The organism is Citrobacter sp. Cc139 (genome assembly GCF_030334645.1).
Taxonomy (GTDB): domain Bacteria; phylum Pseudomonadota; class Gammaproteobacteria; order Enterobacterales; family Enterobacteriaceae; genus Citrobacter; species Citrobacter werkmanii.
In genome coordinates this window covers 18,739-42,417 of record NZ_JAOWDM010000073.1, presented here as the reverse complement: position 1 = coordinate 42,417, position 23,679 = coordinate 18,739, and the positions used below count along the sequence as shown (strand labels likewise).

The window sequence follows — 23,679 nt, the reverse complement described above, 5'->3', positions numbered from 1 at the left end:
CGGTTCTACAGAGACAATATTAAATCACACCCTGGCCCAGCATCGCGTCGGCAACCTTCACGAAGCCCGCGATATTGGCGCCACGTACGTAGTTGGTTTGTTTGCTTTCGCCGCCGTATTCAACGCAGGCATGGTGAATATCCAGCATGATGTGGTGCAGGCGCGCGTCCACTTTCTCCGCTTTCCAGCCCAGACGTGCGGCGTTTTGCGCCATTTCCAGACCGGAGGTCGCTACGCCACCGGCGTTGGCGGCTTTACCCGGCGCGAACAGAACGCCCGCTTCGAGGAACAGGTCGGTGGCTTCGATGGTGGTCGGCATGTTTGCCCCTTCGGCGACAGCTTTCACGCCGTTGGCGATCAGTACGCGCGCCGCGTCGACATCAAGTTCGTTCTGGGTGGCGCACGGCAGGGCGATATCGACCGGAACCGACCACGGCTGCTTGCCTTCGAGATAGGTCAGGCCAAACTCCCGGGCGTAATCCGCCACGCGACCGTCACGGCTGTCTTTGATCGCGCACAGACGCGCCAGTTTTTCTTTGGTAAATCCACTTTCGTCGACCACTGTGCCGCTGGAGTCGGAAGCGGTCACCACCCGGGCGCCAAATTCCATGGCTTTCTCAATGGCGAATTGTGCAACGTTACCGGAGCCAGAGACCGCCACGCGCATGCCTTCAAAGCTGAGGCCATGACGTTTAAGCATCGCTTCGGTGAAGTACACCAGGCCATAGCCGGTCGCTTCCGGGCGGATCAGGCTGCCGCCGAAAGAGAGACCTTTACCGGTAAAGACGCAGGCGCTGTTGTTGGACAGTTTTTTCATCATCCCGGCCATAAAGCCGACTTCACGACCACCCACGCCGATATCGCCCGCCGGAACGTCGGTATCGGGACCTAAATGGCGGAACAGCTCGGTCATCAGCGCCTGGCAGAAACGCATCACTTCACCTTCGCTTTTACCTTTCGGGTCGAAGTCACTCCCGCCTTTACCCCCGCCCATCGGCAGCGTGGTGAGGGCATTTTTAAAGGTCTGCTCGAAACCGAGGAATTTCAGGATCGACAGGTTTACGGAAGGGTGGAAACGCATACCGCCTTTGTATGGGCCAATGGCGGAGCTAAACTGCACGCGCCACGCACGGTTAACCTGCACCTGATTACGATCGTCGAGCCAGACTACGCGGAACTGGATCACGCGCTCCGGCTCAACCAGACGCTCCAGCAGCGACATCTGGCGATAACGTGGGTTTTGCTCAAGGAAGGGCCACAGCGTCGTCATCACTTCACGAACGGCTTGCGCGAACTCGGTTTGGTTTGGGTCGCGCTTTTGTACATGGTTAAGAAACGACTCCAGAGAACATGTCTGATCCATAGATATAAAAACCTCTTATGTATTGATATGGTTATATTTTTGATATTTGTGTTAAGTGTTTTGCAGTTTTTGACTATACCACCAGCAGCGTGACGGGACGCAAGAAAAAATTAACCCCGCTAAGTAAATTAATATCGTGGCGTGGGTCATAACCAAAAACGATGACGGGAGGGACTAAAGTTTCTGCCGATTTATACCGTTATACTGAGCATAACTGTCAGTCACAAAGGAAAGAATATGCGCCGTTTAATCATGGCAGGAGCGCTGGTACTGGTGTCCAGCGCGACGCTGGCAAATCAGCTTTATCGCCCGGATGTGCAGGTGAATGTGCCGCCGGAAGTGTTCAGTTCCAGCGGGCAGCGAGCGCAGCCTTGTAGTCAGTGCTGTATTTATCAGGATCAAAACTACTCCGAAGGGGCGGTGATCAAAGCGGATGGTGTGCTGCTTCAGTGCCAACGCGATGATAAAACGATCAGCACGAATCCGCTGGTCTGGCGGCGCGTAAAAGAATAAAGGCTTCTAACAGCGGGATATCGGCAGGCGCCAGCGGATAACGCCGCGCCTCTTCGGGTGAACACCAGACCATATCCTGGTGTTCATACGCATTCAGTTCTCCCTGAAAAGACGGTACATGCCAGGCATGTAAATGAATCAGCCGGCCTGAAACCTCACGTTGATGGCTGGCGATATAGCGCCCAACGACTGCGTCGATGCCTAATTCTTCACGCAGTTCACGCACCAGAGCCTGAGACTGACTTTCGCCCGACTCAACTTTACCGCCAGCAAATTCCCACATGCCTGGCTGATCCGCATCCGGCGAACGCTGAGCCAGTAAAATTTTGCCATCACGTTCAATGATAGCGGCGACCACGTCGAGGGTTTTCATCATATTCATCAAGATCTAACAGCAGAAAATGACATACTATATTTATCTTTGAGTTATCTAAAGTATTCAGGAGTCATCGTTGAACGATCCTCACTCGTGGGTAAGTCCGTTAACGCGTATTCCCTCCAGTTTGCAACCGCTCGTCGCGACGCAGAAAAAACATTATGGCGATGTGCTGCATCCCACGCGTTGGTGGGGGCGGATGCCGTTTCTGTTCTGGCTGGTGGCGCTGTTTGTCGGGTTTCTGGAGCGTAAAAAGGCGCGCTTAACGCCGGTGATGCGCGCATTGTTAATGACCCGCGTTTCTCAGGTATGTCATTGCGCCTTCTGTGTTGATGCCAACAGCTTACGGCTGGCGGAACGCTGTGGCGCGCTGGATAAAGTCTTGCAGGTCGCCAACTGGCAAGAATCAGCGCTGTTTAACGCAGAAGAGCGCATAGCGCTGGCCTATGCGGATGCGGTGACCGCCACGCCACCGCAGGTAGACGATGCGCTGAAAACGCAAATGAAGCAGCATTTTACCGATGACGTCATTACTGAAATGACCGCGCTGATTGCGTTTCAAAATCTCTCGGCGCGTTTTAATGCCGCCCTCGATATTCCTGCGCAAGGATTGTGCGACAGTTTTAAAGGACGCCCGCATGCTTGACCGTCATCTTCATCCACGGTTAAAACCGCTGTTGCATCGCTGTGTGGGCATTATTGATAAACCTGCGATTACCCCGGATGGCCTGACGCTGGTCGGTTTTGCTATTGGCGTATTGGCCCTGCCATTTCTGGCGTTAGGCTGGTATCTGGCGGCGCTGGTGGTCATTGTGCTTAATCGCTTGTTTGACGGGCTGGACGGGGCGCTGGCGCGGCGCAGAGGGCTAACCGACGCGGGAGGATTTCTCGATATCTCACTCGATTTTCTGTTTTACGCCTTAGTACCGTTTGGTTTTATTCTTGCCGCACCTGCGCAGAATGCACTGGCTGGGGGCTGGCTGTTGTTTGCGTTTATTGGTACTGGCAGCAGCTTCCTCGCTTTCGCGGCTCTGGCAGCGAAACACGATATTGATAACCCAGGCTACGCGCATAAATCGTTTTATTATCTGGGGGGGCTAACCGAAGGCACTGAGACTATTTTGCTGTTTGTTTTGGGCTGTTTGTTCCCGGAATCTTTTGCCGTGCTGGCGTGGGTCTTTGGCGCGCTGTGCTGGATGACGACGTTCACTCGGATCTGGAGCGGATATCTGACGCTGAAAGCGGTTCAGCGTCAGGCGTAATGTCTTGTGTTGCCGGATGCGCTTATCCGGCAATGGTGACCATTTTACTTGCTGCTGTCCGGACCCCGTTCACCGCTGGCGACCGGGTTTTTCGGATTGCTGCTCCACTCATACCAGCCACCGTCGTAAACAGAGACGTTTTTCCAGCCCATCGCGCGGGCATACATAAACGTTTCTGAAGCACGCCAGCCGGTGCCGCAGTAGAAAGAAACCTGCTGGTCTGGCGTGATATTCCACTGTTTCCACATGGCGGCGATATCATCCGCGCTGCGCATGGTGCCGTCCGGGTTATGGAAATCTTCCATATGCGTGGAATCACTCCCCGCGTGGCCCCAGCGTGCGCCTGCGATCTCACCTTTTGGCTTGATGTAGCTATAGCCGCTGGTGGTACCAATAAACTCAGGCCACGAGCGGATGCTGACCAGCGACGCATCCTGGCGATGCAGCAGGCCGCGAGCCTGTTCCGTATTCAGCATCAGTTGTGGTTGGGCAGGGATAGCAACGCCAAAATCAGGAGCCGCTTTCACCGTCGGCGGCGTTCCGCGTTCCACCGGCAAACCTGAATCTGACCAGGTTTGCCACCCGCCGTCGAGCAGACGCACATCTTTCACGCCTGCATACAACATGATTTGCGCCACGCGCGCGGCGGCATAGACATCACGACCGTATAAAATCACCGTGGTGTCGTGGCGAATACCATGTTTTGCCAGCATGGCTTTGAGTTGCGCGTCGGAAACTTTATTCCACAGTGGTTCGCTCTCGACTTCGTTGGTATCAATGTAGTCCGCGCCAGGGATATGGCTGAGCAGATACAGCTTCGGCGCGCCCCAGGCGGCTTCAATCACTTTCCAGTCACCCGACGGTTTGGCGGTCACTTCTTTTCCCTGCTGCAGGTCGTGCAGCCACTGCGGGTAAACCAGTTGTTCGAAGTGCGGCAGACGTTGCAGGCGGCCAGGATCCGCAAGGGCGTCGCTGAGGGTTGAAATATGGCTAAAACCGACTTTCTGCAGGCGGGATTTAACGGCCTGCATCTCGCTATCGCTACCATACAACGCCACCGGCGCATCGGTTTTTAGCTGATGCGCCTTCACCCAGGCATTGAGTTGTTCATCATTCATTTTGTCGAGCCAGGCGGCAGACAGATTCAGTGCGGAGGGTTCGTGTCCGGAAGGACCATTGAGCGATTGTGGCCAGCCGTTGTAAAAAGCGCTCTGACGGGTATCGATCGCCGCGCCTTGCTTTTGCTGTAACTGGTTGAGGGTGAGCGTCTGTGCTGTTTCAGCAGCCCAGGAAGAAGCGCAAGCGAGCCCTAAAGCCAGTGCCAGCGCGGTCATTTGAGAAACACGTTTCATCGAATAGCCCGACGTTGAAAAAAGAAGACGACATTCTGTGCCGCCGGTTAAGTAAAAACCTTGCGTTAACGCAGCATATCGCCACATTCACGCCCAGTTTTCCATCTGTAATACACGGCCTGCTGACGGGACATCCTGCGCGTCATGCGTAACCTGTACCACCGGAATATTCAGCTTGCGCACCTCGGTAAAGACCCACTGGCGAAAGGTATCGCGTAGCGACGCATCCAGTCTGCTAAAGGGTTCATCGAGCAGCAGCGCCTGAGGCTGAGCCAGCAGGGCGCGCAGCAGGGCGACACGCGATCGTTGGCCGCCGGAGAGCGAGGCCGGATCGCGATGATAAAATCCAGCCAGGTCCGCGCGCGTAAGGGCGTTTTCAACAGTATGGCGTCTGGCGGATCCTTGCAGGCTGGCGGGTAAGGCTAGCAGTAAATTCTGCCCAACGCTGAAATGGTCAAACAACAACGCATCCTGGAACAGAATGCCAATCTGGCGCTGCGCGGTGGGCAGCATGTCTATACGCCGTTCGTTGAGCCACAGTTCGCCTGAAGCCTGAAACTGAGGAGACAATGCGCCGACCATCCACGAAAAAAGCGAAGACTTACCGCTACCGGAAGGCCCCATAATAGTGACAATGTCACTTTTGCTAACCTGGAAGTTCACATCTTTCAGTAGCGTTGTCGCGCCCCGGTACACTGAAAGGTTTTGAACGATGAGCATTAACGGAGTCCTTGTCGAAAGCGGCCGAGCCACGCGGCGAAAAGCGCCGCCAGTACGAAAACGAATAGCGGTAACAGAAGCTGCCATAGCGCCTGTGTCGCTAAAACAGCCGTGCTGCCGCCGCTGCTTAATGCCACCGCCTCGGTGGTCAGGGTGGGATAGCGTCCGGCCCCTAACCATAGCGTTGGCATATATTGGGCAATACTGACCGAGAAGCCAACCGCGAAGGCGACCAGTGCCGGGCGTAACAGCAATGGGCATTTTACCCGCCAAAATATGCGACCTCGTGTCCAGCCCAGCGTTTGTGCAATCAAAATCAATCGTGGGTCAATGCGTTGCCACGCCGGTTTGAGCACAAACAGCATCCACGGCATCACCCACAGCAGGTGGCCCCAGATGATGGTCGTCATCAGCCCATCTTGTCCGGTATATAACGCCAACAGATACTGTCCGGTGACCAGCGGCAGCGCGGGCAGGATAATGGGCAGCCAGACCCAACGGTGTCCGGTTTGCGGTCCCCATTCCAGCCACGCAAAGAGCATCAGTAACCCCAGCACGCTGGAGATGAGTCCCAGTTGCAGACTATTGCTTAGCGCCTCACTGTTGAGCGATGAAGAGTTGGCGGAAAGCACCAGCACCAGGGTGCATACTACTCCGCTGATAGGCAAAAGTTGTACCAGCGGCTGTGCGATTGTTGTGGACGAAAAACGCAGGCGTATTCCGTTTACTGACGGAATTGTGCGCCGCCAGCCACGCCAGAACAGATAGCCCACCAGTGCGAAGATAAATAGCAACAACACCAGCAGCAGGCTGGCGAGTGCGCCTTTGGCCTGTTGTTCGGCATCGCCCTGGCTGAGCCATTGCCAGCTCAGCACAGCAAGCGTGGGCGGATTGCCGGGGCCAAGGACGATGGCCACATCCACAACGGAGAGTGACCAGGCCACGACGGCCAGCATGGCTTTGCCTAACGCAGGAGCGATGGAGGGCAGTACCAGCCAGTTCAGGCATTGCAAACGGCTGTAACCCAGCGAATCCAGGACGATAACCTGCTGTGAAAGTTGTTTTTCACTCAGCAGGGCTGAGAGGATCCACAACAAAAAGGCGCTCTCTTTCACCGCCAGCGTTATGCCAAGCCCAACCCCATAGCGGTCTGGTTGCGAGTTGAGAAAGGGCAGCCACTGCCAGAGCATGCCGCCTTCGGCAAAAATCAACAGCATGCTGGTCGCGAATGCGACGTGCGGGATCGCCAGCAGCAAGGGCAGGCGCGTGCACAATCGCGCCCAGCCAGCGCCAGGCCACAAAAAGAGGATCGCCAACAGCGTAATGGCCAGGGCACCCAGAGCTGCGAGGCTTACGGAAATCAGCGTTGCCAGCAACGCCTGCGAGAGTTGAGGATCGTCAAAGAGCGCCAGCCAGTGCGTGGTGCGAAGCGCTGGGGCTAGCAGAGAGAACGTTGCTGGCACCAGCGGCAGATAAACTGCCGTCATGATGCCCCACAGCAACAGAATTAATGCGTACCGTAGCGGCGTAGCCATTCTTGTTCCAGTGCATTTATCCAGGCAGCATGTGGTTCCGGCAGTACGGCAGGGAGTCCTTGCGGGGTGTACGCCAGCAGTGCGTTACGCTGTTCGTTGGGCAGTTTTTGCGGATCAAGTACCGAAGGGTCTCCCCAGATAGCAGGGTCAGCCTTACGCAACTGCGCTTCGGGAGAAAGCAGGAAGTTTGCCACGACTTTTGCTCCGGCGCTGGCGCGAGCATTTGCCGGAATAGTGACAAAATGCACGTTGCCGATCATGCCCTGTGAGAAACCAAAACTATAGCTGGTTTTAGGCAATTCGCCGCTGGCCATTTTTTGCTGCGCGTGGGCTGGGTTAAAGGTCAATGATAAGCGCAGCGTACCGGTATTCAGCAACGCATCCATCCGCGCAGGAGTGGGAGGAAAATCTTTGCCTTCACGCCATAGTGAAGGGTGTAGAGCGTCAAGATAATGCCATAACGGAGCGGTAACGTTGGCGAATGTGGCGGCATCGGGCGCAACTTTCAATGCTTGCGGTTCCGTGGTGAGCATAATCAACAACTGCTCGAGAAAAGCCGTTCCGGTAAAGTCTGGCGGGCGCGGGTAGGTAACTGTGCCAGGGTGTGCCTGCGCAAATTCAAGCAACGCCTGCGGGGATTGCGGCGGCTGGGCGGTGAGATCGCGCCGGGCAATGAAGGTTAGCTGTGCGCCGCCCCATGGCGATTCTGCCCCTTCCGTGGGGATGGCAAAGTCTTCACTGACCGGTTTCCGGGTATCAACATAGCGCCAGTTAGGTAACGCCTGCGCCCACTGGGTTTGCAGCAGACCCGCTTCTTTTAATGTGTGGAAGTTTTCACCGTTTACCCACAATAAGTCGACAGTTCCGCCGGTTGTTCGCCCGGACGCCGCCTCGGTCTGGATGCGTTTAACGGCCTCGGCGGCATCCGCCAGCCGCACAATTTTCAGGTTAATGGCATAGTGCGTTTTCATCTCACCGCTAACCCAGTCGAGATACTGGTTAATGGCGTTATCGCCACCCCAGGCATTGAACCATACCGTCTGACCGCGGGCGTCATTTTTGATTTGCTGCCAGCTGGCGTCCTGGGAAAAAGCCGCCAGCGGGCAGAGCAGCAAACTCAGGCACAATAAGCAGTAACGCATAATATCTCCATTGCTAAAAATGGCGTATGTCTCAGGTTTTTTTCCGTTGACGCTCCAGGTAAAGGCTTCTTGCTACTGAAATCACCACGCTCAGGGCAAACAGGATGAACAGGCCGGTAACAAACCAAAATGTACCGCCGGTTAACAGGCTACCGGCCCACGAATAGACAATCGTGGCGGGTAACTGACCGAAGCCGGTGGCGAGGAGAAAGTGGCGAAAACGAATCGAGGTCAGGCCCGCGGCATAGCTTACCGGGTCGAAGGGCACAAAAGGTAACAGGCGACAGATGAGAATAGTGTGCTTGCCATAACGTTCGAAAAAAGCGTCCATGTTGTTCAGCACCGTTTTCCCGGTCAGCTTTTCCACCGCACTGCGACCCAAAACGCGGGCAATAAAAAAACACAGCGCTGCGCCGACCATCGCGCTGCTCCAGGACAGTACACCGCCCCAAAACGCGCCAAACAGCGAGGCATTGGCAAACGTAATCAAAAAGGCGGGAAGCGGCGCGACGATGGCCTGTAAGATCATCAGGAAGAACGATACAACCGCCGCCTGGGTCCCATACGAACGAATGAAGTGCTCGAGCGCGTGTTGATCCAGCGTAGTAAACGCCGCCAGGCTGCCCCGGAGAAAATCACTGACGCCAGGTATCCACGCCCATGCCATCAGCGCGAGCAGCAGCACAACTATCAATCCTGCCCGGTAATAGTGGGTTAATCGCGCTTTGTTCAGCTTTGTCATTTACCTGCACACTCGTGGCTGGACGACGGATCGATATGTTTATATCTGGCCCAGGCTTTTGCCGCCTGAATAAGAATGAATAACGCCAGGCCCGCAACGCTGAGTTTGCCGATAAATGCCAGAGTCATGCCTTCGCTGGCCAGTTCGTGCGACATCAGCGTATAGATAAAGATGCCGGGCAAGGTGGTTACCGCAGATATCACCGTAAATGACCAGAACGGAATCGCCGTCAGTCCATAGGCGTAATTTTGAATATTATAGGGGAACAATGGTACGAGTCGGGTCAGGATCAGAAAGTCCAATCCGCTATGGGCAATGCCTTTCTCGATTGCCTGAAAAGTCGCCGTGTGCCCAACGTATTTCAGCAGTAGTTCCCGACCAAGCCACCGAGCCAGCAAAAACGACAGCGCCGAGGCGACGGTTGCCGCCACTAACGAGACAAGCGTCCCTGCCACAGGGCCAAACAGCACACCGCCGACGATCACCAGAATACTGCCGGGGATCAGACACAGCGCAGCGATGATAAACAGCAAGATGTAAAGCGTATAGCCGAACATACCGCTTTGGCGGATGACGTTTTGTAAATGATGGAAATTGGTTATCAGGTCGGTCAGGCCGAAATAATGGAAAACTCCCGCCAGAACGCAGAACAGGACTGTGACAATCAGCAGTCGATATTCTGCGTTATGCGAACTTCTTTTTCATGGGGGTTCTCCTGTAAAACCGAGTGTAATGCAGCGTTTTCGTCAGCGAAAAGTGCGCGCGAAGATATAATAAATTCCCGGACACAACAATGTATTACCGTCGATTTATTGATTTTACACAGAATAAACAGACTCTCCAGGCGAGGCCCGGAGAGTGACAAATCGCAGGAGGTCAGACGCGGAATTTAGCCCATACCGGCGCATGATCGGACGGTTTTTCCATGCTGCGGATCTCATAGTCGATGCCGGTTTCTTCGCAGCGCTCCGCCAGTGGGTTGCTCGCTAACAGCAGATCGATACGCAGGCCACGGTTATCATCAAAGCCTTTGGAGCGGTAATCAAACCACGAGAACTGGTCATTTTTTTCAGGATAAGCATGACGATAGGTATCCACCAGGCCCCAGCCCAGCAGGCGCTCCATCCACTCACGCTCTTCCGGCAGGAAGGAACATTTACCGGTACGCAGCCAGCGTTTACGGTTTTCCTCGCCAATGCCGATATCGAGATCGGTTGGGCTGATGTTCATATCGCCCATGATCAAGACCGGATTGTCGCGTTTCAGTTCAGTCTCCAGATAGTTTTGTAGATTCTGGTAAAACGCGGCCTTGGCCGGAAATTTGGTTTCGTGGTCACGGCTTTCGCCCTGCGGGAAATAGCCGTTGATCACGGTAATGCTGCCCAGAGGGGATGGGATTTCCGCCATGATGATACGACGCTGCGCTTCTTCGCCATCGTCCGGGAAGCCACGACGCACTGCGATTGGCGTTTCTTTCGTTAGCAGCGCCACGCCGTAATGACCTTTCTGACCATGATAAAAGACGTTGTAACCCAGCTTTGCTACCTCTTCGAGAGGGAACATGTCGTCGTGGACTTTTGTCTCCTGTAAGCCAATCACATCCGGTTGGTGTTTTTCGACAATGGCTGCCAGTTGATGAGGACGGGCACGCAGGCCGTTGATATTAAAAGAGACAAATTTCATAGTCGCTGCCGTTTTGCAAGATGAATAGTGCAAGGATGGTAGCAGAATTTCCGCTGGCTGACTGCTTCTTGTCACCTGATTCCAACAATGATTGCCAATGGTGTTAACGATGGAGCAAAAACTGCACCGTTTTGGCGCGAAGCGCGTCAGAACAGAGCAATAATTTCCGATAAATTTCGTATACGATCACAATTCCAGAATTATATTTGGCAACTGAATAAAACTGCGGTTTTTCCTCTATTTAGTCGCCTGGTGCGCAAACATATTCACTTTATATGCACATTAAGTGAATATCGCCACGTTGTAACCTGTTGATATTCCGTCACCGACCTTTGTTTATGCACTTTTTTTGCTGGCTGGCACGAACCCTGCAATCTACATTTACACCGCAAATACTATATTTATTAACATATAAATAACCTTTTATTTACCGTTGAGGTCGCTATGTCTCTGTCAATTACGCGTGAAGATTTTGATGAATGGATGATGCCCGTATATGCCCCGGCTCCTTTTATTCCGGTGCGTGGTGAAGGTTCACGTCTGTGGGATCAGCAGGGTAAAGAGTATATCGATTTCGCGGGAGGCATTGCGGTTAACGCGCTGGGGCACGCCCATCCGGCATTGCGCGAGGCATTAAACGACCAGGCGAGCAAATTCTGGCACACGGGAAATGGCTACACCAACGAGCCGGTGCTGCGTCTGGCGAAAAAGCTGATTGATGCCACCTTCGCCGAGCGTGTTTTCTTCTGTAACTCCGGCGCGGAGGCTAACGAAGCGGCATTAAAGCTGGCGCGTAAATATGCTCACGATCGTTTTGGCAGCCAGAAGAGCGGCATCGTGGCGTTTAAAAATGCTTTCCATGGCCGCACGCTGTTCACCGTCAGCGCCGGAGGGCAGCCCGCTTATTCACAAGATTTCGCGCCGCTGCCGCCGGATATCCGCCATGCCGTCTATAACGATCTCGACTCCGCCCGCCAACTGATTGATGACACCACCTGTGCGGTCATCGTTGAACCGGTGCAGGGGGAAGGCGGCGTCGTACCGGCAACAAATGATTTCTTACAGGGGCTGCGTGAATTATGCGATCGCCACAATGCGCTGCTGATTTTTGACGAAGTCCAGACCGGTGTGGGTCGTACCGGCGAACTGTATGCCTATATGCACTATGGCGTTACGCCAGACCTGCTGACGACAGCCAAAGCGTTGGGCGGCGGTTTCCCCATCGGCGCGTTATTGGCGACAGCAGACTGTGCCAGCGTGATGACGGTTGGTACGCACGGTACAACATACGGCGGAAACCCGCTGGCCACGGCGGTGGCGGGCAAACTGCTGGAGATTGTTAACACCCCGGATATGCTCAACGGTGTTAAGCAGCGTCACGACTGGTTTGTGGAGCGTATTGACGCTATTAACGAACGTTTTGGACTGTTTAGTGAAATTCGTGGGCTCGGCCTGCTGATCGGCTGCGTACTGAACGCGGAATTTGCCGGGAAAGCGAAACTCATCTCGCAAGAGGCGGCCAATGCCGGAGTGATGGTGCTGATCGCTGGCGCTAACGTGGTGCGCTTTGCGCCAGCGTTAAACGTCAGCGAAGAAGAGGTTGCTAGCGGACTGGATCGCTTTGCGCTGGCCTGCGAACGCATTAAAGCAGGAGGTTCATCATGATGGTGATTCGTCCTATTGAACGCGCTGATATCACCGCGCTGATGCAACTGGCCGGTAAGACCGGCGGTGGGTTGACTTCGCTACCGGCTAATGAAGCCACGCTGATGGCGCGTATCGAACGCTCGCTACAAACCTGGCGCGGTGAGTTGCCGAAAAGTGAGCAAGGCTATGTTTTTGTACTGGAAGACAGCGCCAGCGGAACCGTGGCAGGGATTTGCGCCATCGAGGTGGCGGTAGGGCTTAACGATCCCTGGTACAACTATCGGGTTGGCACGCTGGTGCACGCCTCGAAAGAGCTGAACGTATATAACGCGCTGCCGACGCTGTTTCTGAGTAACGATCACACGGGCAGCAGCGAGCTTTGCTCTCTGTTTCTCGATCCCGACTGGCGTAAAGAGGGCAACGGCTATTTGTTGTCTAAATCACGCTTTATGTTTATGGCGGCATTTCGTGACCGGTTTAATGAAAAGGTCGTGGCCGAGATGCGCGGCGTAATCGATGAGCACGGTTACTCTCCCTTCTGGGAAAGCCTCGGCAAACGCTTTTTCTCCATGGAATTCAGCCGGGCGGATTTTCTCTGCGGCACCGGACAAAAAGCCTTTATTGCTGAACTGATGCCCAAGCATCCTATTTATACCCATTTCCTGTCTGAGGAAGCGCAAAGCGTAATTGGTCAGGTACATCCGCAAACCGCTCCGGCGCGGGCGGTGCTGGAGAAAGAAGGATTTCGCTACCGTAACTATGTCGACATTTTCGATGGCGGGCCGACGCTGGAATGCGATATCGACCGCGTTCGCGCTATCCGTAAAAGCAGGCTGGTGGAAGTGGCGGAAGGTCAGCCAGCGATCGGCGATTACCCGGCCTGTCTGGTCGCTAATGAAAACTATCAAAACTTCCGCGTCATGTTGGTTCGCGCTGACCCGGATACCCAACGTCTGGTACTGACGGCGGCGCAACTGGACGCCCTGAAATGCCACCCGGGCGACCATGTACGTTTTGTGCGTCTTTGTGCAGAGGAGAAAACAGCATGACATTATGGATAAACGGCGACTGGGTGACGGGGCTTGGCGAGCGTCGGGTGAAAACGAATCCGGTAAGCGGTGATGTGCTGTGGCAAGGTAATGATGCCGACGCGACTCAGGTGATGCAGGCTTGCCGTGCTGCGCGCACCGCCTTTGCCGGTTGGGCTAAACACCCCTTTAGCGCGCGTCAGGCTATTGTCGAAAAATTTGCTTCATTGCTGGAAAGCAATAAAGCCGAGCTAACCCAGATTATCGCCCGGGAAACCGGCAAGCCGCGCTGGGAAGCCGCCACTGAACTGACGGCGATGATCAATAAAATTGCTATTTCCGTGAAAGCTTACCATGCCCGTACCGGAGAGCAGCACAGCGAACTACCGGATGGCGCGGCGACGTTGCGCCATCGGCCGCACGGCGTGCTGGCGGTATTTGGCCCGTATAACTTCCCTGGCCATTTGCCCAATGGCCATATTGTTCCGGCTCTGCTGGCGGGCAACACGTTGATTTTCAAGCCCAGCGAGCTGACGCCGTGGACCGGTGAAGCCGTGACAAAGCTGTGGGAACAGGCGGGATTGCCGCCGGGCGTGCTAAATCTGGTGCAGGGCGGACGCGAAACGGGGCAGGCGCTGAGCGCGTTGGATGATCTGGATGGTCTGCTGTTTACCGGCAGTGCCAATACCGGTTATCAGCTGCATCGACAGTTATCCGGCCAGCCGGAAAAAATCCTTGCGCTGGAGATGGGCGGCAACAACCCGCTGATCATTGAGAACCCGGAAGATATTGATGCGGCAGTACATCTGACCATTCAATCCGCATTTGTTACCGCCGGGCAGCGTTGTACCTGCGCCCGTCGCCTGTTGGTTAAAAACGGCGCGCAGGGGGACGCGTTCCTCGTGCGTCTGGTGGAAGTCAGCCAACGACTAATGCCGGGTCACTGGGATGCGGAACCGCAGCCGTTTTTAGGCGGGCTGATTTCTGAACAGGCCGCACAGCACGTTTGTGATGCCTGGCAACGTCTGGCGTCGTTGGGGGGGCGCACGCTGCTGGCGCCACGCATGGTGAAAGCCGGAACGTCGCTGCTGACCCCCGGTATTATTGAACTGACCGACGTGGCAAACGTACCCGATGAAGAGGTTTTTGGTCCACTGCTCGGCGTCTGGCGCTATGACAGCTTTGATGACGCGATTCGTATGGCGAACAACACCCGCTTTGGGTTGTCATGCGGGCTGGTTTCACCCGATCGCAGCCAGTTTGATCAGCTCCTGCTGGAGGCGCGGGCCGGGATTGTTAACTGGAATAAACCGTTAACCGGCGCGGCAAGCACCGCACCGTTTGGTGGTGTGGGCGCGTCCGGTAACCATCGCGCCAGCGCGTGGTATGCCGCGGATTATTGCGCCTGGCCGATGGCGAGCCTGGAATCTCCGGCCTTAACCCTGCCGTCGGCGCTCAGCCCCGGTCTGGATTTCTCTTGCGGGGATAAACGATGAAAGCGCGTGAGGTCAATTTCGATGGTCTGGTGGGACTCACCCACCACTATGCGGGACTGTCATTTGGTAATGAGGCTTCGACCAGTCACCGTTTTCAGGTGTCGAACCCTCGTCTGGCGGCAAAGCAGGGTTTGTTAAAAATGAAAGCGCTGGCGGATGCGGGATTCCTTCAGGCGGTGATCCCGCCTCATGAACGTCCCTATATCCCGGCGCTGCGTCAGTTGGGCTTTTGCGGCAGTGATGAGCAGATTCTGGACAAGGTGGCGCGTCAGGCGCCGCACTGGCTCTCCAGCGCCAGCTCCGCATCACCTATGTGGGTGGCGAATGCGGCAACGGTCTGTCCTTCGGCAGATTCACTGGACGGGAAAGTGCATTTAACGGTGGCGAATCTGAATAATAAGTTCCACCGTTCGCTGGAAGCGCCGACGACCGAAGCGTTGTTACGCTCGATTTTTCGTGATGAAAATACCTTTGCGATTCACGGCGCATTGCCTCAGGTTGCGTTGTTCGGTGATGAAGGGGCGGCAAACCATAACCGCCTTGGTGGGGATTATGGCGATCCCGGCGTACAACTGTTTATTTACGGTCGTGAAGAGGGGAATGCGTCACAGCCGAGGCGCTATCCGGCGAGACAATCTCGTGAAGCCAGCGAGGCCGTAGCCCGGCTGAATCAGGTCAATCCACATCAGCTTGTTTTTGCTCAGCAAAACCCGGATGTCATCGATCTTGGCGTGTTTCATAACGATGTGATTGCGGTGTCGAATCGTCAGGTGCTGTTTTGTCATCAGCAGGCGTTTGTCAGACAGCAAACGTTGTTAGAGCAACTACGCCGTCAGGTGGACGGTTTTACCGCGCTGGAAGTCCCGGCCGCGGAGGTGTCGGTGCAGGATGCGGTAACAACCTATTTGTTTAACAGCCAATTACTGAGTCGTGACGACGGTTCGATGATGCTGGTTTTACCGCAGGAGTGTCGGGAGCATGCTGGCGTGTGGCGATATCTGAGCCGTTTGCTCGCAGATGACAATCCGATCGATGACCTGCGGGTCTTTGATTTGCGTGAAAGCATGTCCAACGGCGGCGGTCCGGCCTGTTTACGCCTGCGAGTGGTACTTACCCCACAGGAGCTGCAGGCCGTGAATCCGGCGGTTATCATGAACGACACGCTGTTCAATACGATGAATAACTGGGTTGACCGCTACTATCGCGATCGCCTTGTCGCAACGGACCTCGTGGATCCACAGCTGTTGCGCGAAGGGCGTGAAGCGTTGGATACGCTGACGCAATTGCTCAATCTCGGCTCTGTTTATCCCTTCCAGCAGGAGAGAACGAGCCATGGATAATTTTCTGGCCCTGACGCTCGCAGGTAGCGCACCTGAGAAAACGCAGGGCACAATTCACGGTTTTGTCTGGCAATGGCTTGGTCACGGGGTACTGGAACTGACACCAACTGCGCCGGTTGAACAGTCGCTGGTGCTTTCTGCGGGAATTCATGGCAATGAAACCGCGCCGGTAGAAATACTTGATTCATTGCTGACCAGGCTGTTTAACGGTGAGCTGGCGCTAACATGGCGGCTGCTGGTCATTCTCGGTAACCCGCAGGCGCTGGCCGCGGGAAAACGTTATTGTCATAGCGATCTGAACCGGATGTTTGGTGGCCGGTGGCAGAGTTTTGCCGAGAGTGAAGAAACGCACAGAGCCCATGAGCTTGAACTGTGTCTGGCAGATTTTTACTTGCGCGCGAAAGAGCCTGTGCGCTGGCATCTGGATCTTCACACCGCCATTCGCGGCTCACAGCATTTGCGCTTTGGCGTGTTGCCACAACGCAATGTTGCCTGGGACGAAAATTTTCTGGGTTGGCTGGGGGATGCGGGGCTGGAGGCATTGGTTTTCCATCAGACCCCAGGCGGTACGTTCACCCATTTTAGCGCTGAACATTTTGGCGCGCTGGCCTGTACGCTGGAGCTGGGTAAAGCGCTGCCGTTCGGGCAAAACGATCTGACCCAGTTTGCACGCACCGCAGATGCGATGGCGCAGCTGCTGCGGGGCGAGCGAGTGTCTACGGCAGAAACATCTCCGTTGCGCTACCGCGTGGTCTCGCAAATTACGCGGCGTAGCGACGATTTTATTCTCCACATGGATAACCAGACGCTCAATTTTACCCCCTTTACCGAGGGCACTTTGCTGGCGCAGGACGGAAATGAACGTTTTATCGTCACCCATGACGTTGAATACGTTCTTTTTCCGAACCCAAATGTGGCCTGTGGTTTACGTGCCGGATTGATGCTCGAAAGATTTTGATAAATATAACCGCCCTCAGATTTATTTCTGAGGGCTTATTTTTACGTGCGCTTTATATTGATTACAGATTATTCCTGGGAAGTTGCTTTCTTAATAATCACAGTTCAGGTATAGTTCTTCATAATCCTTTCAAAATCATATGGTTGTAATTTTTCCTTTCAACTCTGCGCAATTTATTCTTTTTTTCTCCATAATTGATGAAAGTTTGTTTTTTACACTTTCATTGTTTTACCGTTGCTCTGATTAATTGACGCTTAAGCCGGTAAAGTTAATCTCGTCAACACGACATCACATTGCATAAGAATCGCATGAATGTCGAAAAAAAACTGAAAGAAAGGATAGAAATTATGCGTAAACTGACTGCTCTGTTTGTTGCCTCTACCCTGGCGCTGGGTGCTGCAAACCTGGCCCATGCTGCTGACACCACAACAGCTGCGCCAGCGGATGCCAAACCAATGATGCATCACAACGGGAAGTTCGCCCCGCATCACGACATGATGTTCAAAGACCTGAACCTGACCGACGCGCAGAAACAGCAGATTCGCGAAATTATGAAAGGCCAGCGCGATCAGATGAAACGTCCGCCGCTGGAAGAACGCCGCGCCATGCACGATATCATCGCCAGCGATAGCTTCGATAAAGCGAAAGCCGAAGCGCAAATTGCGAAGATGGAAGAACAGCGTAAAGCCAACATGCTGGCGCACATGGAAACGCAGAACAAGATTTACAACATTCTGACGCCTGAACAGAAAAAGCAGTTTAATGCCAATTTTGAGAAGCGTCTGACAGAACGTCCGGCGCAGAAAGGTAAAATGCCAGAAGCTGCCGAGTAATCGCCAGTCGTCTACACTAAATCAGTCATGCTGTGTCGGCGTTCAGCGCCGCACAGTGTGCAACAAACTCAAGACCGCCGCTCTTGTCCACAACACGTTTAACGATGTGGGCAGGATCGGCGGTTTTTTCTTTCCCGCCAGGAGAAGCGTTAATTTTTTTGCAAAATACCCTATTCAGCACTAAGGCAAATCAACCCTGTTGCCGATAACGATACTCTGCAGGGTAAATATCACAATGATGATTTATGGCTGGCTGTTCACGGCAGGTTGCCGTGCTACGCCTTTCTGGAGGGGTGATGGAATATTTCGATATCCGCAAAATGCCGGTCAGTCTGTGGCGCAATGGGGCGGGAGAAACGCGAGAGATTTGCTGTTTTCCGCCAGCAACACGCGATTTTCACTGGCGGGCGAGTATCGCCTCCCTTGCAGCAAACGGAGAGTTTTCTCTTTTTCCGGGCGTAGAACGCGTGATTACCTTGCTGGAAGGAGGTGAAGTGACCCTGGAAGAGGCGAACATCTTCACTCACACCCTGAAGCAGCATCAACCTTTTACTTTTGCTGGTGACAAGGTAGTAAAAGCAAAGCTGACGGAAGGACGGATGTCGATGGATTTTAATATCATGACCCGACGAGATGTTTGCCAGGCGAAAGTCAGAGTTGCCGATCGCACTTTTACGACCTTTGGTTCTCGTGGCGGCGTCGTGTTTGTTATCAGTGGCGCCTGGCAATTGGGTGAGAAGCTGCTGACGGCCGATCAGGGCGCGAGCTGGCACGACGGTAAACACACCCTGCGCCTGTTGGAGCGCGAGGGAAAACTGCTGTTCAGCGAGATTAACTGGATGCCGGGATACTCTCCGGATTCAGTTCAATAATGTCATATTTGCCAGACAGAACAGGCCTACAGAGAATTTTGTAGCCATCATGGTCAAAGCCAGCCGGCATTCTCGCCAGGGTTGTCGCCTCATCCAGCGTTGCAACGGCGCCCAGCCAAAACCAGTTATTGATGATATGGTACTGAGTCATTTCAGCGCGGGTTTCTTGCAGCGCAATGGCATTGTTCCACGGCCAGCAGATGACGCGCACTCTTTCCAGCGCTTCCAGCAGGCGCGAATGATGCGCCTGCGGGCTCTCTTTCCCACAGCACGCTCCGGCGCAGCGCTTTAGCGCTGAGCGAAAGCAGGCGCGCCCGCGACTCAGGGGTTCCAGCCCCAACAGGCCGTAGCACAGTTGCTGTTCATCGGCGATGCTTTGCAATGTTTGTAGCGCGGCACGGCGATTGGCAAACAAACCAAACAGATTGGGGGCATGGGAGAAATCAATATCTCGTGCGTAAACAACCTGAACAGTCTGGTCGGTAAGCTGCAGGGCGCAAAGCTGACGATTGCGTCGCAACCGTTTATTAAACAGAGGCTGCTGCTCTTTGATAAGCCGCGCTTCTAACAGTAAGGCGCCAATTTCTCCAGCCGTACAAATCCAGCTAATGCGTTTGGACTGGCGCAGCATTGCCGCTTCGTCCGTGGTACGCAGGTGTGACAACACGCGGCTGCGAATATTGACGCTTTTGCCTATATAAAGCGGCAGGGTGTCGCTTTCGCTATGAAACAGATAGACGCCGGGCACCGCGGGAAGCGCACTCAAAAATGGGCGCAGATGCTCGGGGTATTCATAAATTGCTGCTGCCTCTAATGTCAGGCGAGGGGCTGATTGACGCCGTACCACTTTTCACTCCGCTGCTGGTTATCTATCCAGTATAACAGCTGAGGAGCGATTAAAAAAGCGGCATGACCAGGCAGCTAAGGCCGGAGAGCGGCAATAGGGGCGCTACCCGGCATTAGGCAGAAAAAATTATGCTTTTTTCCAGAAATCATCAAACACGGTGATGGGTGGGCGACGTTTGTGCTCAGTCTTCAGATACCAACCTTCGATTTTTTTAGCTATTTCAGCATCCAGCGTTTTTCCTTCCAGATAATCGTCGATGTTGTCATAGCTCACGCCCAATGCGGCTTCATCCGGCAGAGAGGGGCGATCGTCTTCAAGGTCTGCGGTGGGAGCTTTCTTATATAAATGCTCCGGGCAACCCAGCGCGGCAAGCAGCTGTTTACCCTGGCGCTTGTTCAGACGGAATATTGGGTTGATGTCAGTACCGCCATCGCCATATTTAGTGAAGAAACCGGTGATCGCTTCTGCTGCATGATCGGTACCCACGACAACGCCGCTGGTCATGCCCGCGATACTGTATTGCGCCTTCATACGTTCACGGGCTTTTTCGTTGCCGCGCACAAAATCACTCAGCTCAATTCCCGCCTCACGCAAAGCCTGCTCGCTGGCCAGCACTGCGCCTTTAATATTGACGGTGAGTACGCGGTCCGGTTGTATAAAGGCAATGGCATCCTGGCAGTCCTGCTCGTCAGCCTGAACGCCATACGGTAAACGCACCGCAATAAATTGTAGCGCGTCATTCCCCGTTTCCTGGCGGAGCTCGGAAACGGCCATTTGGCAGAGTTTTCCGGCGAGGGTGGAGTCTTGTCCGCCGCTAATGCCCAACACCAGTGATTTCAGAAAGGGGTAGGTTTGCAGGTATGATTTCAGGAAATCTACGCTGCGACGAATTTCCTCTTCTGCATTAATGTGCGGTTTTGCGCCAAGCGCTTTGATTATCTCTTGCTGCAGAGTCATGCAACCCCCTGTGAAAAATAAAATGATATGTTAAAGCTAACGCGTTGAGGCCCAAACGACAAGGGATGCAGGCCTGATATAACATCATTTTGTTTTAATAGAATTTTCCGAAACGGCCTAAGTATCATCTGATTGCTTGAAAAATGCGTTGTTGTGCTCCAGGCTTACATAACACGCTGAAAAACAAGAGGACGAAAAAATGAACAAGAATCTAACAGGAATTCTGGGTGCAGCGGCTGTTTTGACTATGCTGGCGGGGTGTACGGCCTATGATCGTACCAAAGACCAATTTGTTCAGCCCGTAGTGAAAGATGTGAAGAAAGGGATGAGCAGGGCGCAGGTCGCGCAGATTGCCGGTAAGCCTTCTTCAGAAGTGAGCATGATCCATGCGCGCGGGACCTGTCAGACCTACATCCTGGGTCAACGAGATGGTAAAGCTGAAACCTATTTCGTTGCTTTAGACGATACCGGTCATGTGATTAACTCTGGCTACCAGACCTGCTCAGAGTATGACACCGACCCGCAGGCAGCGAAGTAGTAACAACTGTTTATTGCCTGAGCACTCTGAACAACCGGCCATCGCGCCGGTTTTTTTGTGCCGCACGATCTTATTTATTGCCGCGAATTATTTGCATAAAATGTGAGGGGGGTCATAACGACAGGTCAAGGAGAGACAATTTAGTTGGTCAAGGAAATACCATCAACCGGTACAATCCCGTATACTCGTTTCAGCCACCTAAAAAAGTAATTTAGCTGACGCAGGTTACCCAGAGCATGGATGCAGGTTATGGCTTGCGGAGTGTCTGGTTGACAGATAATCGCACATGAGGATCGTTTTAATGGAAAAGAAACACATTTATCTGTTTTGTTCTGCGGGCATGTCGACTTCATTGTTGGTATCGAAGATGCGTGCTCAGGCCGAAAAATACGAAGTGCCGGTTATTATTGAAGCGTTTCCTGAAACGCTGGCCGGAGAAAAAGGCCCGGCGGCCGATGTTGTGTTATTAGGTCCGCAAATTGCTTATATGTTGCCCGAAATTCAGCGTTTGTTACCCAACAAGCCTGTGGAAGTGATTGACTCGCTGCTGTATGGCAAAGTCGATGGTTTAGGCGTGCTTAAGGCTGCTGTTGCAGCAATTAAAAAAGCCGCAGCAAATTAATTATTTTATTTTAATTTTTCCCGTCAAAGAGTTATTTCATTAACATTCACCGCAATTATTAATTGCGGTATTTAAGGGTATTTTTCTATGAGTAACGCTATTGCTTCACTTGAAAAGGTACTCCTTCCTTTTGCTGTAAAAATTGGAAAGCAGCCGCACGTTAATGCAATCAAAAACGGTTTTATTCGTTTAATGCCGTTAACCCTCGCAGGGGCAATGTTTGTATTAATTAATAACGTTTTCCTGAGCTTTGGGGAGGGGTCGTTTTTTTATTCGATGGGCATTCGACTTGATGCTTCAACTATTGAAACGCTGAATAGTTTGAAGGGCATTGGTGGAAACGTCTATAACGGTACGCTGGGTATCATGTCATTGATGGCGCCGTTCTTTATCGGCATGGCGCTGGCAGAAGAACGCAAGGTCGACTCACTGGCTGCCGGGTTGTTATCTGTCGCCGCATTTATGACCGTCACGCCGTACAGCGTGGGTGAAGCCTATGCGGTTGGCGCCAACTGGCTGGGCGGCGCGAATATTATTTCCGGTATTATTATCGGCCTGGTGGTCGCGGAAATGTTCACTTTTGTGGTCCATCGTAATTGGGTGATCAAATTACCTGATAGCGTACCGACATCCGTATCGCGTTCCTTCTCTGCGCTGATTCCTGGCTTTCTTATTCTCTCCATTATGGGGATCATCGCCTGGGCGCTGAACACCTGGGGTACCAACTTCCATCAGATCATTATGGATTCCATTTCAACGCCGCTGGCATCGCTGGGTAGCGTAGTGGGTTGGGCCTATGTGATTTTTGTTCCGCTGCTGTGGTTCTTTGGTATTCACGGTTCTTTGGCGCTGACCGCGCTGGACAGCGGAATCATGACGCCATGGGCGCTGGAAAACATCTCTATCTACCAACAGTTTGGTTCCGTAGACGCTGCGCTGGAAGCCGGTAAGACGTTCCACGTCTGGGCGAAACCGATGCTCGACTCCTATATTTTCCTTGGGGGTAGCGGGGCAACGTTGGGTCTGATTATCGCTATCTTCCTGGCATCACGTCGTCCTGACTATCGTCAGGTTGCTAAGCTGGCACTGCCGTCAGGTCTCTTCCAGATTAACGAACCTATCCTGTTCGGTCTGCCGATCATCATGAACCCGGTTATGTTTATTCCGTTCATTCTGGTTCAGCCGATTCTGGCGGCGATTACGCTGGCAGCTTACTACTCAGGCATTATTCCACCGATTACCAACATCGCACCGTGGACTATGCCAACCGGTTTGGGCGCGTTCTTTAACACCAACGGTAGCGTCGCCGCTCTGCTGGTCGCGCTGTTCAACCTCGGTATTGCAACGCTGGTTTACCTGCCGTTCGTGGTAGTAGCCAACAAAGCTCAGAACGTTATTGATCAAGAAGAAAGCGAAGAAGATATCGCTAACGCATTGAAATTCTAAATTTAATCCGGCGTGGCTTTGCGGTCATGCCGGACTTAACCAGAGGAAAAAAGTATGTTGGATATCGAGAATATCGTCGACACGCAGTCAGAAGCAGAAGAACTTGAAGAAGTGGTGATGGGGCTCATCATTAATTCTGGTCAGGCGCGTAGCCTGGCATACGGCGCACTCAAAATGGCCAAGCAGGGGGATTTTGAAGCAGCGAAGACCATGATGGACCAGTCTCGCCTGGCGCTGAACGAAGCGCACCTCGTGCAAACAAAACTGATTGAAGGCGATCAGGGCGAAGGTAAAATGAAAGTCAGCCTGGTGCTGGTCCACGCACAGGATCATCTGATGACCTCGATGCTGGCGCGCGAGCTGGTCACTGAACTGATTGAACTTCACGAGAAGCTGAAATAGCGAGG

At 53.6% G+C, this 23,679-nt stretch carries 25 protein-coding genes; 14 read left to right on the top strand and 11 right to left on the bottom strand.

Going from position 1 to position 23,679, the window contains the following annotated elements:
• Positions 1-19: 19 nt before the first annotated feature.
• Positions 20-1,363, bottom strand: a complete 1,344-nt coding sequence (gene gdhA / locus OGV69_RS07730; RefSeq protein ID WP_038640089.1) for an NADP-specific glutamate dehydrogenase — start codon at positions 1,361-1,363, stop codon at positions 20-22.
• Positions 1,364-1,615: 252 nt separating this feature from the next.
• Between gdhA and OGV69_RS07725 the strand changes: the two genes are divergently transcribed.
• A complete protein-coding gene (locus OGV69_RS07725) occupies positions 1,616-1,876 on the top strand; it encodes a YnjH family protein (protein ID WP_170973239.1) in 261 nt (86 codons plus the stop codon).
• On the opposite strand, the gene OGV69_RS07720 is transcribed toward OGV69_RS07725, so the two are convergent.
• Positions 1,836-2,249, bottom strand: coding sequence for a pyrimidine (deoxy)nucleoside triphosphate diphosphatase (locus tag OGV69_RS07720; RefSeq protein ID WP_162620741.1), 414 nt, complete (start codon positions 2,247-2,249; stop codon positions 1,836-1,838). The genes OGV69_RS07725 and OGV69_RS07720 overlap by 41 nt on opposite strands.
• A gap of 79 nt (positions 2,250-2,328) precedes the next feature.
• Here OGV69_RS07720 and OGV69_RS07715 point away from each other — a divergent pair, with 79 nt between their 5' ends.
• Together OGV69_RS07715 and OGV69_RS07710 are read left to right on the top strand one after the other, a co-directional pair.
• The gene (locus OGV69_RS07715; RefSeq protein ID WP_069324284.1) at positions 2,329-2,898 is read left to right on the top strand and encodes a carboxymuconolactone decarboxylase family protein; all 570 of its coding nucleotides are present in this window, start codon (positions 2,329-2,331) and stop codon (positions 2,896-2,898) included.
• Positions 2,891-3,514, top strand: a complete 624-nt coding sequence (locus tag OGV69_RS07710) for a CDP-alcohol phosphatidyltransferase family protein (RefSeq protein ID WP_069324283.1) — start codon at positions 2,891-2,893, stop codon at positions 3,512-3,514. The genes OGV69_RS07715 and OGV69_RS07710 overlap by 8 nt, the downstream gene beginning before the upstream one ends.
• A gap of 44 nt (positions 3,515-3,558) precedes the next feature.
• Here the strand turns inward: OGV69_RS07710 and OGV69_RS07705 are convergent, their stop codons facing one another.
• From OGV69_RS07705 to xthA, 7 genes are all read right to left on the bottom strand, one after another.
• A complete protein-coding gene (locus OGV69_RS07705; protein ID WP_069324328.1) occupies positions 3,559-4,866 on the bottom strand; it encodes a sulfurtransferase in 1,308 nt (435 codons plus the stop codon).
• Between the two features lie 87 nt (positions 4,867-4,953).
• The gene (locus OGV69_RS07700; RefSeq protein ID WP_069324282.1) at positions 4,954-5,586 is read right to left on the bottom strand and encodes an ATP-binding cassette domain-containing protein; all 633 of its coding nucleotides are present in this window, start codon (positions 5,584-5,586) and stop codon (positions 4,954-4,956) included.
• Entirely contained in the window at positions 5,586-7,121 is a 1,536-nt protein-coding gene (locus OGV69_RS07695) for an ABC transporter permease family protein (protein WP_069324281.1), read from the bottom strand. The genes OGV69_RS07700 and OGV69_RS07695 overlap by 1 nt, the downstream gene beginning before the upstream one ends.
• Positions 7,094-8,263: an ABC transporter substrate-binding protein gene (locus OGV69_RS07690; RefSeq protein WP_069324280.1), complete on the bottom strand. Its 1,170-nt coding sequence runs from the start codon at positions 8,261-8,263 to the stop codon at positions 7,094-7,096. The genes OGV69_RS07695 and OGV69_RS07690 overlap by 28 nt, the downstream gene beginning before the upstream one ends.
• 31 nt (positions 8,264-8,294) lie before the next feature.
• Positions 8,295-9,005, bottom strand: coding sequence for a TVP38/TMEM64 family protein (locus OGV69_RS07685; protein WP_069324279.1), 711 nt, complete (start codon positions 9,003-9,005; stop codon positions 8,295-8,297).
• A complete protein-coding gene (locus tag OGV69_RS07680) occupies positions 9,002-9,658 on the bottom strand; it encodes a TVP38/TMEM64 family protein (RefSeq protein WP_170973240.1) in 657 nt (218 codons plus the stop codon). The genes OGV69_RS07685 and OGV69_RS07680 overlap by 4 nt, the downstream gene beginning before the upstream one ends.
• Positions 9,659-9,881: 223 nt before the next feature.
• On the bottom strand, positions 9,882-10,688 hold the full coding sequence (xthA, locus tag OGV69_RS07675) for an exodeoxyribonuclease III (RefSeq protein WP_038640136.1): 807 nt from the start codon (positions 10,686-10,688) through the stop codon (positions 9,882-9,884).
• Positions 10,689-11,132: 444 nt separating this feature from the next.
• On the opposite strand from xthA, the gene astC reads away from it, so the two are divergent.
• The 7 genes from astC (at position 11,133) to ves (ending at position 18,862) form a co-directional block, all read left to right on the top strand.
• The gene (astC, locus tag OGV69_RS07670) at positions 11,133-12,353 is read left to right on the top strand and encodes a succinylornithine/acetylornithine transaminase (protein WP_069324277.1); all 1,221 of its coding nucleotides are present in this window, start codon (positions 11,133-11,135) and stop codon (positions 12,351-12,353) included.
• Complete coding sequence (gene astA, locus OGV69_RS07665) at positions 12,350-13,384, top strand: arginine N-succinyltransferase (RefSeq protein ID WP_069324276.1); 1,035 nt, start codon at positions 12,350-12,352, stop codon at positions 13,382-13,384. Before astC ends, astA begins: the two co-directional genes overlap by 4 nt.
• A complete protein-coding gene (gene astD, locus OGV69_RS07660; RefSeq protein ID WP_069324275.1) occupies positions 13,381-14,859 on the top strand; it encodes a succinylglutamate-semialdehyde dehydrogenase in 1,479 nt (492 codons plus the stop codon). The genes astA and astD overlap by 4 nt, the downstream gene beginning before the upstream one ends.
• Positions 14,856-16,199 (top strand): N-succinylarginine dihydrolase, encoded by a 1,344-nt coding sequence (gene astB, locus OGV69_RS07655; protein ID WP_069324274.1) that lies wholly within the window; start codon positions 14,856-14,858, stop codon positions 16,197-16,199. The genes astD and astB overlap by 4 nt, the downstream gene beginning before the upstream one ends.
• Positions 16,192-17,157 (top strand): succinylglutamate desuccinylase, encoded by a 966-nt coding sequence (gene astE, locus OGV69_RS07650; RefSeq protein WP_069324273.1) that lies wholly within the window; start codon positions 16,192-16,194, stop codon positions 17,155-17,157. The genes astB and astE overlap by 8 nt, the downstream gene beginning before the upstream one ends.
• Positions 17,158-17,504: 347 nt before the next feature.
• The gene (gene spy, locus OGV69_RS07645; protein ID WP_006684847.1) at positions 17,505-17,990 is read left to right on the top strand and encodes an ATP-independent periplasmic protein-refolding chaperone Spy; all 486 of its coding nucleotides are present in this window, start codon (positions 17,505-17,507) and stop codon (positions 17,988-17,990) included.
• Between the two features lie 296 nt (positions 17,991-18,286).
• Entirely contained in the window at positions 18,287-18,862 is a 576-nt protein-coding gene (gene ves / locus OGV69_RS07640; protein WP_069324272.1) for an environmental stress-induced protein Ves, read from the top strand.
• Here the strand turns inward: ves and cho are convergent.
• Both cho and nadE read right to left on the bottom strand, forming a co-directional pair.
• Positions 18,822-19,709 (bottom strand): excinuclease Cho, encoded by an 888-nt coding sequence (cho, locus tag OGV69_RS07635; protein WP_069324271.1) that lies wholly within the window; start codon positions 19,707-19,709, stop codon positions 18,822-18,824. The genes ves and cho overlap by 41 nt on opposite strands.
• A gap of 126 nt (positions 19,710-19,835) precedes the next feature.
• Entirely contained in the window at positions 19,836-20,666 is an 831-nt protein-coding gene (gene nadE, locus OGV69_RS07630) for an NAD(+) synthase (RefSeq protein WP_038640152.1), read from the bottom strand.
• Positions 20,667-20,865: 199 nt separating this feature from the next.
• Between nadE and osmE the strand changes: the two genes are divergently transcribed.
• From osmE to chbA, 4 genes are all read left to right on the top strand, one after another.
• Entirely contained in the window at positions 20,866-21,204 is a 339-nt protein-coding gene (gene osmE / locus OGV69_RS07625; RefSeq protein ID WP_038640154.1) for an osmotically-inducible lipoprotein OsmE, read from the top strand.
• Between the two features lie 301 nt (positions 21,205-21,505).
• A complete protein-coding gene (chbB, locus tag OGV69_RS07620; protein ID WP_003030620.1) occupies positions 21,506-21,826 on the top strand; it encodes a PTS N,N'-diacetylchitobiose transporter subunit IIB in 321 nt (106 codons plus the stop codon).
• An 87-nt stretch (positions 21,827-21,913) separates the two neighbouring features.
• Positions 21,914-23,272 carry a PTS N,N'-diacetylchitobiose transporter subunit IIC gene (chbC, locus tag OGV69_RS07615; RefSeq protein ID WP_006684840.1) on the top strand — a complete coding sequence of 453 codons (1,359 nt, stop codon included), beginning with the start codon at positions 21,914-21,916 and terminating at the stop codon, positions 23,270-23,272.
• Positions 23,273-23,326: 54 nt separating this feature from the next.
• Positions 23,327-23,674 carry a PTS N,N'-diacetylchitobiose transporter subunit IIA gene (gene chbA, locus OGV69_RS07610; protein WP_038640158.1) on the top strand — a complete coding sequence of 116 codons (348 nt, stop codon included), beginning with the start codon at positions 23,327-23,329 and terminating at the stop codon, positions 23,672-23,674.
• Positions 23,675-23,679: the final 5 nt, after the last annotated feature.

Coding starts and splice junctions, on each gene's coding strand:
- OGV69_RS07710 (WP_069324283.1), top strand. CDS start 2,891: ATGCTTGACCGTCATCTTCATCCACGGTTAAAACCGCTGTTGCATCGC.
- astE (WP_069324273.1), top strand. CDS start 16,192: ATGGATAATTTTCTGGCCCTGACGCTCGCAGGTAGCGCACCTGAGAAA.
- OGV69_RS07690 (WP_069324280.1), bottom strand. CDS start 8,263: ATGCGTTACTGCTTATTGTGCCTGAGTTTGCTGCTCTGCCCGCTGGCG.
- chbA (WP_038640158.1), top strand. CDS start 23,327: ATGTTGGATATCGAGAATATCGTCGACACGCAGTCAGAAGCAGAAGAA.
- chbB (WP_003030620.1), top strand. CDS start 21,506: ATGGAAAAGAAACACATTTATCTGTTTTGTTCTGCGGGCATGTCGACT.
- OGV69_RS07705 (WP_069324328.1), bottom strand. CDS start 4,866: ATGAAACGTGTTTCTCAAATGACCGCGCTGGCACTGGCTTTAGGGCTC.
- ves (WP_069324272.1), top strand. CDS start 18,287: ATGGAATATTTCGATATCCGCAAAATGCCGGTCAGTCTGTGGCGCAAT.
- spy (WP_006684847.1), top strand. CDS start 17,505: ATGCGTAAACTGACTGCTCTGTTTGTTGCCTCTACCCTGGCGCTGGGT.
- OGV69_RS07700 (WP_069324282.1), bottom strand. CDS start 5,586: ATGCTCATCGTTCAAAACCTTTCAGTGTACCGGGGCGCGACAACGCTA.
- OGV69_RS07725 (WP_170973239.1), top strand. CDS start 1,616: ATGGCAGGAGCGCTGGTACTGGTGTCCAGCGCGACGCTGGCAAATCAG.
- astA (WP_069324276.1), top strand. CDS start 12,350: ATGATGGTGATTCGTCCTATTGAACGCGCTGATATCACCGCGCTGATG.
- gdhA (WP_038640089.1), bottom strand. CDS start 1,363: ATGGATCAGACATGTTCTCTGGAGTCGTTTCTTAACCATGTACAAAAG.
- osmE (WP_038640154.1), top strand. CDS start 20,866: ATGAACAAGAATCTAACAGGAATTCTGGGTGCAGCGGCTGTTTTGACT.
- astB (WP_069324274.1), top strand. CDS start 14,856: ATGAAAGCGCGTGAGGTCAATTTCGATGGTCTGGTGGGACTCACCCAC.
- nadE (WP_038640152.1), bottom strand. CDS start 20,666: ATGACTCTGCAGCAAGAGATAATCAAAGCGCTTGGCGCAAAACCGCAC.
- OGV69_RS07720 (WP_162620741.1), bottom strand. CDS start 2,249: ATGAAAACCCTCGACGTGGTCGCCGCTATCATTGAACGTGATGGCAAA.
- xthA (WP_038640136.1), bottom strand. CDS start 10,688: ATGAAATTTGTCTCTTTTAATATCAACGGCCTGCGTGCCCGTCCTCAT.
- astD (WP_069324275.1), top strand. CDS start 13,381: ATGACATTATGGATAAACGGCGACTGGGTGACGGGGCTTGGCGAGCGT.
- astC (WP_069324277.1), top strand. CDS start 11,133: ATGTCTCTGTCAATTACGCGTGAAGATTTTGATGAATGGATGATGCCC.
- OGV69_RS07685 (WP_069324279.1), bottom strand. CDS start 9,005: ATGACAAAGCTGAACAAAGCGCGATTAACCCACTATTACCGGGCAGGA.
- chbC (WP_006684840.1), top strand. CDS start 21,914: ATGAGTAACGCTATTGCTTCACTTGAAAAGGTACTCCTTCCTTTTGCT.
- OGV69_RS07695 (WP_069324281.1), bottom strand. CDS start 7,121: ATGGCTACGCCGCTACGGTACGCATTAATTCTGTTGCTGTGGGGCATC.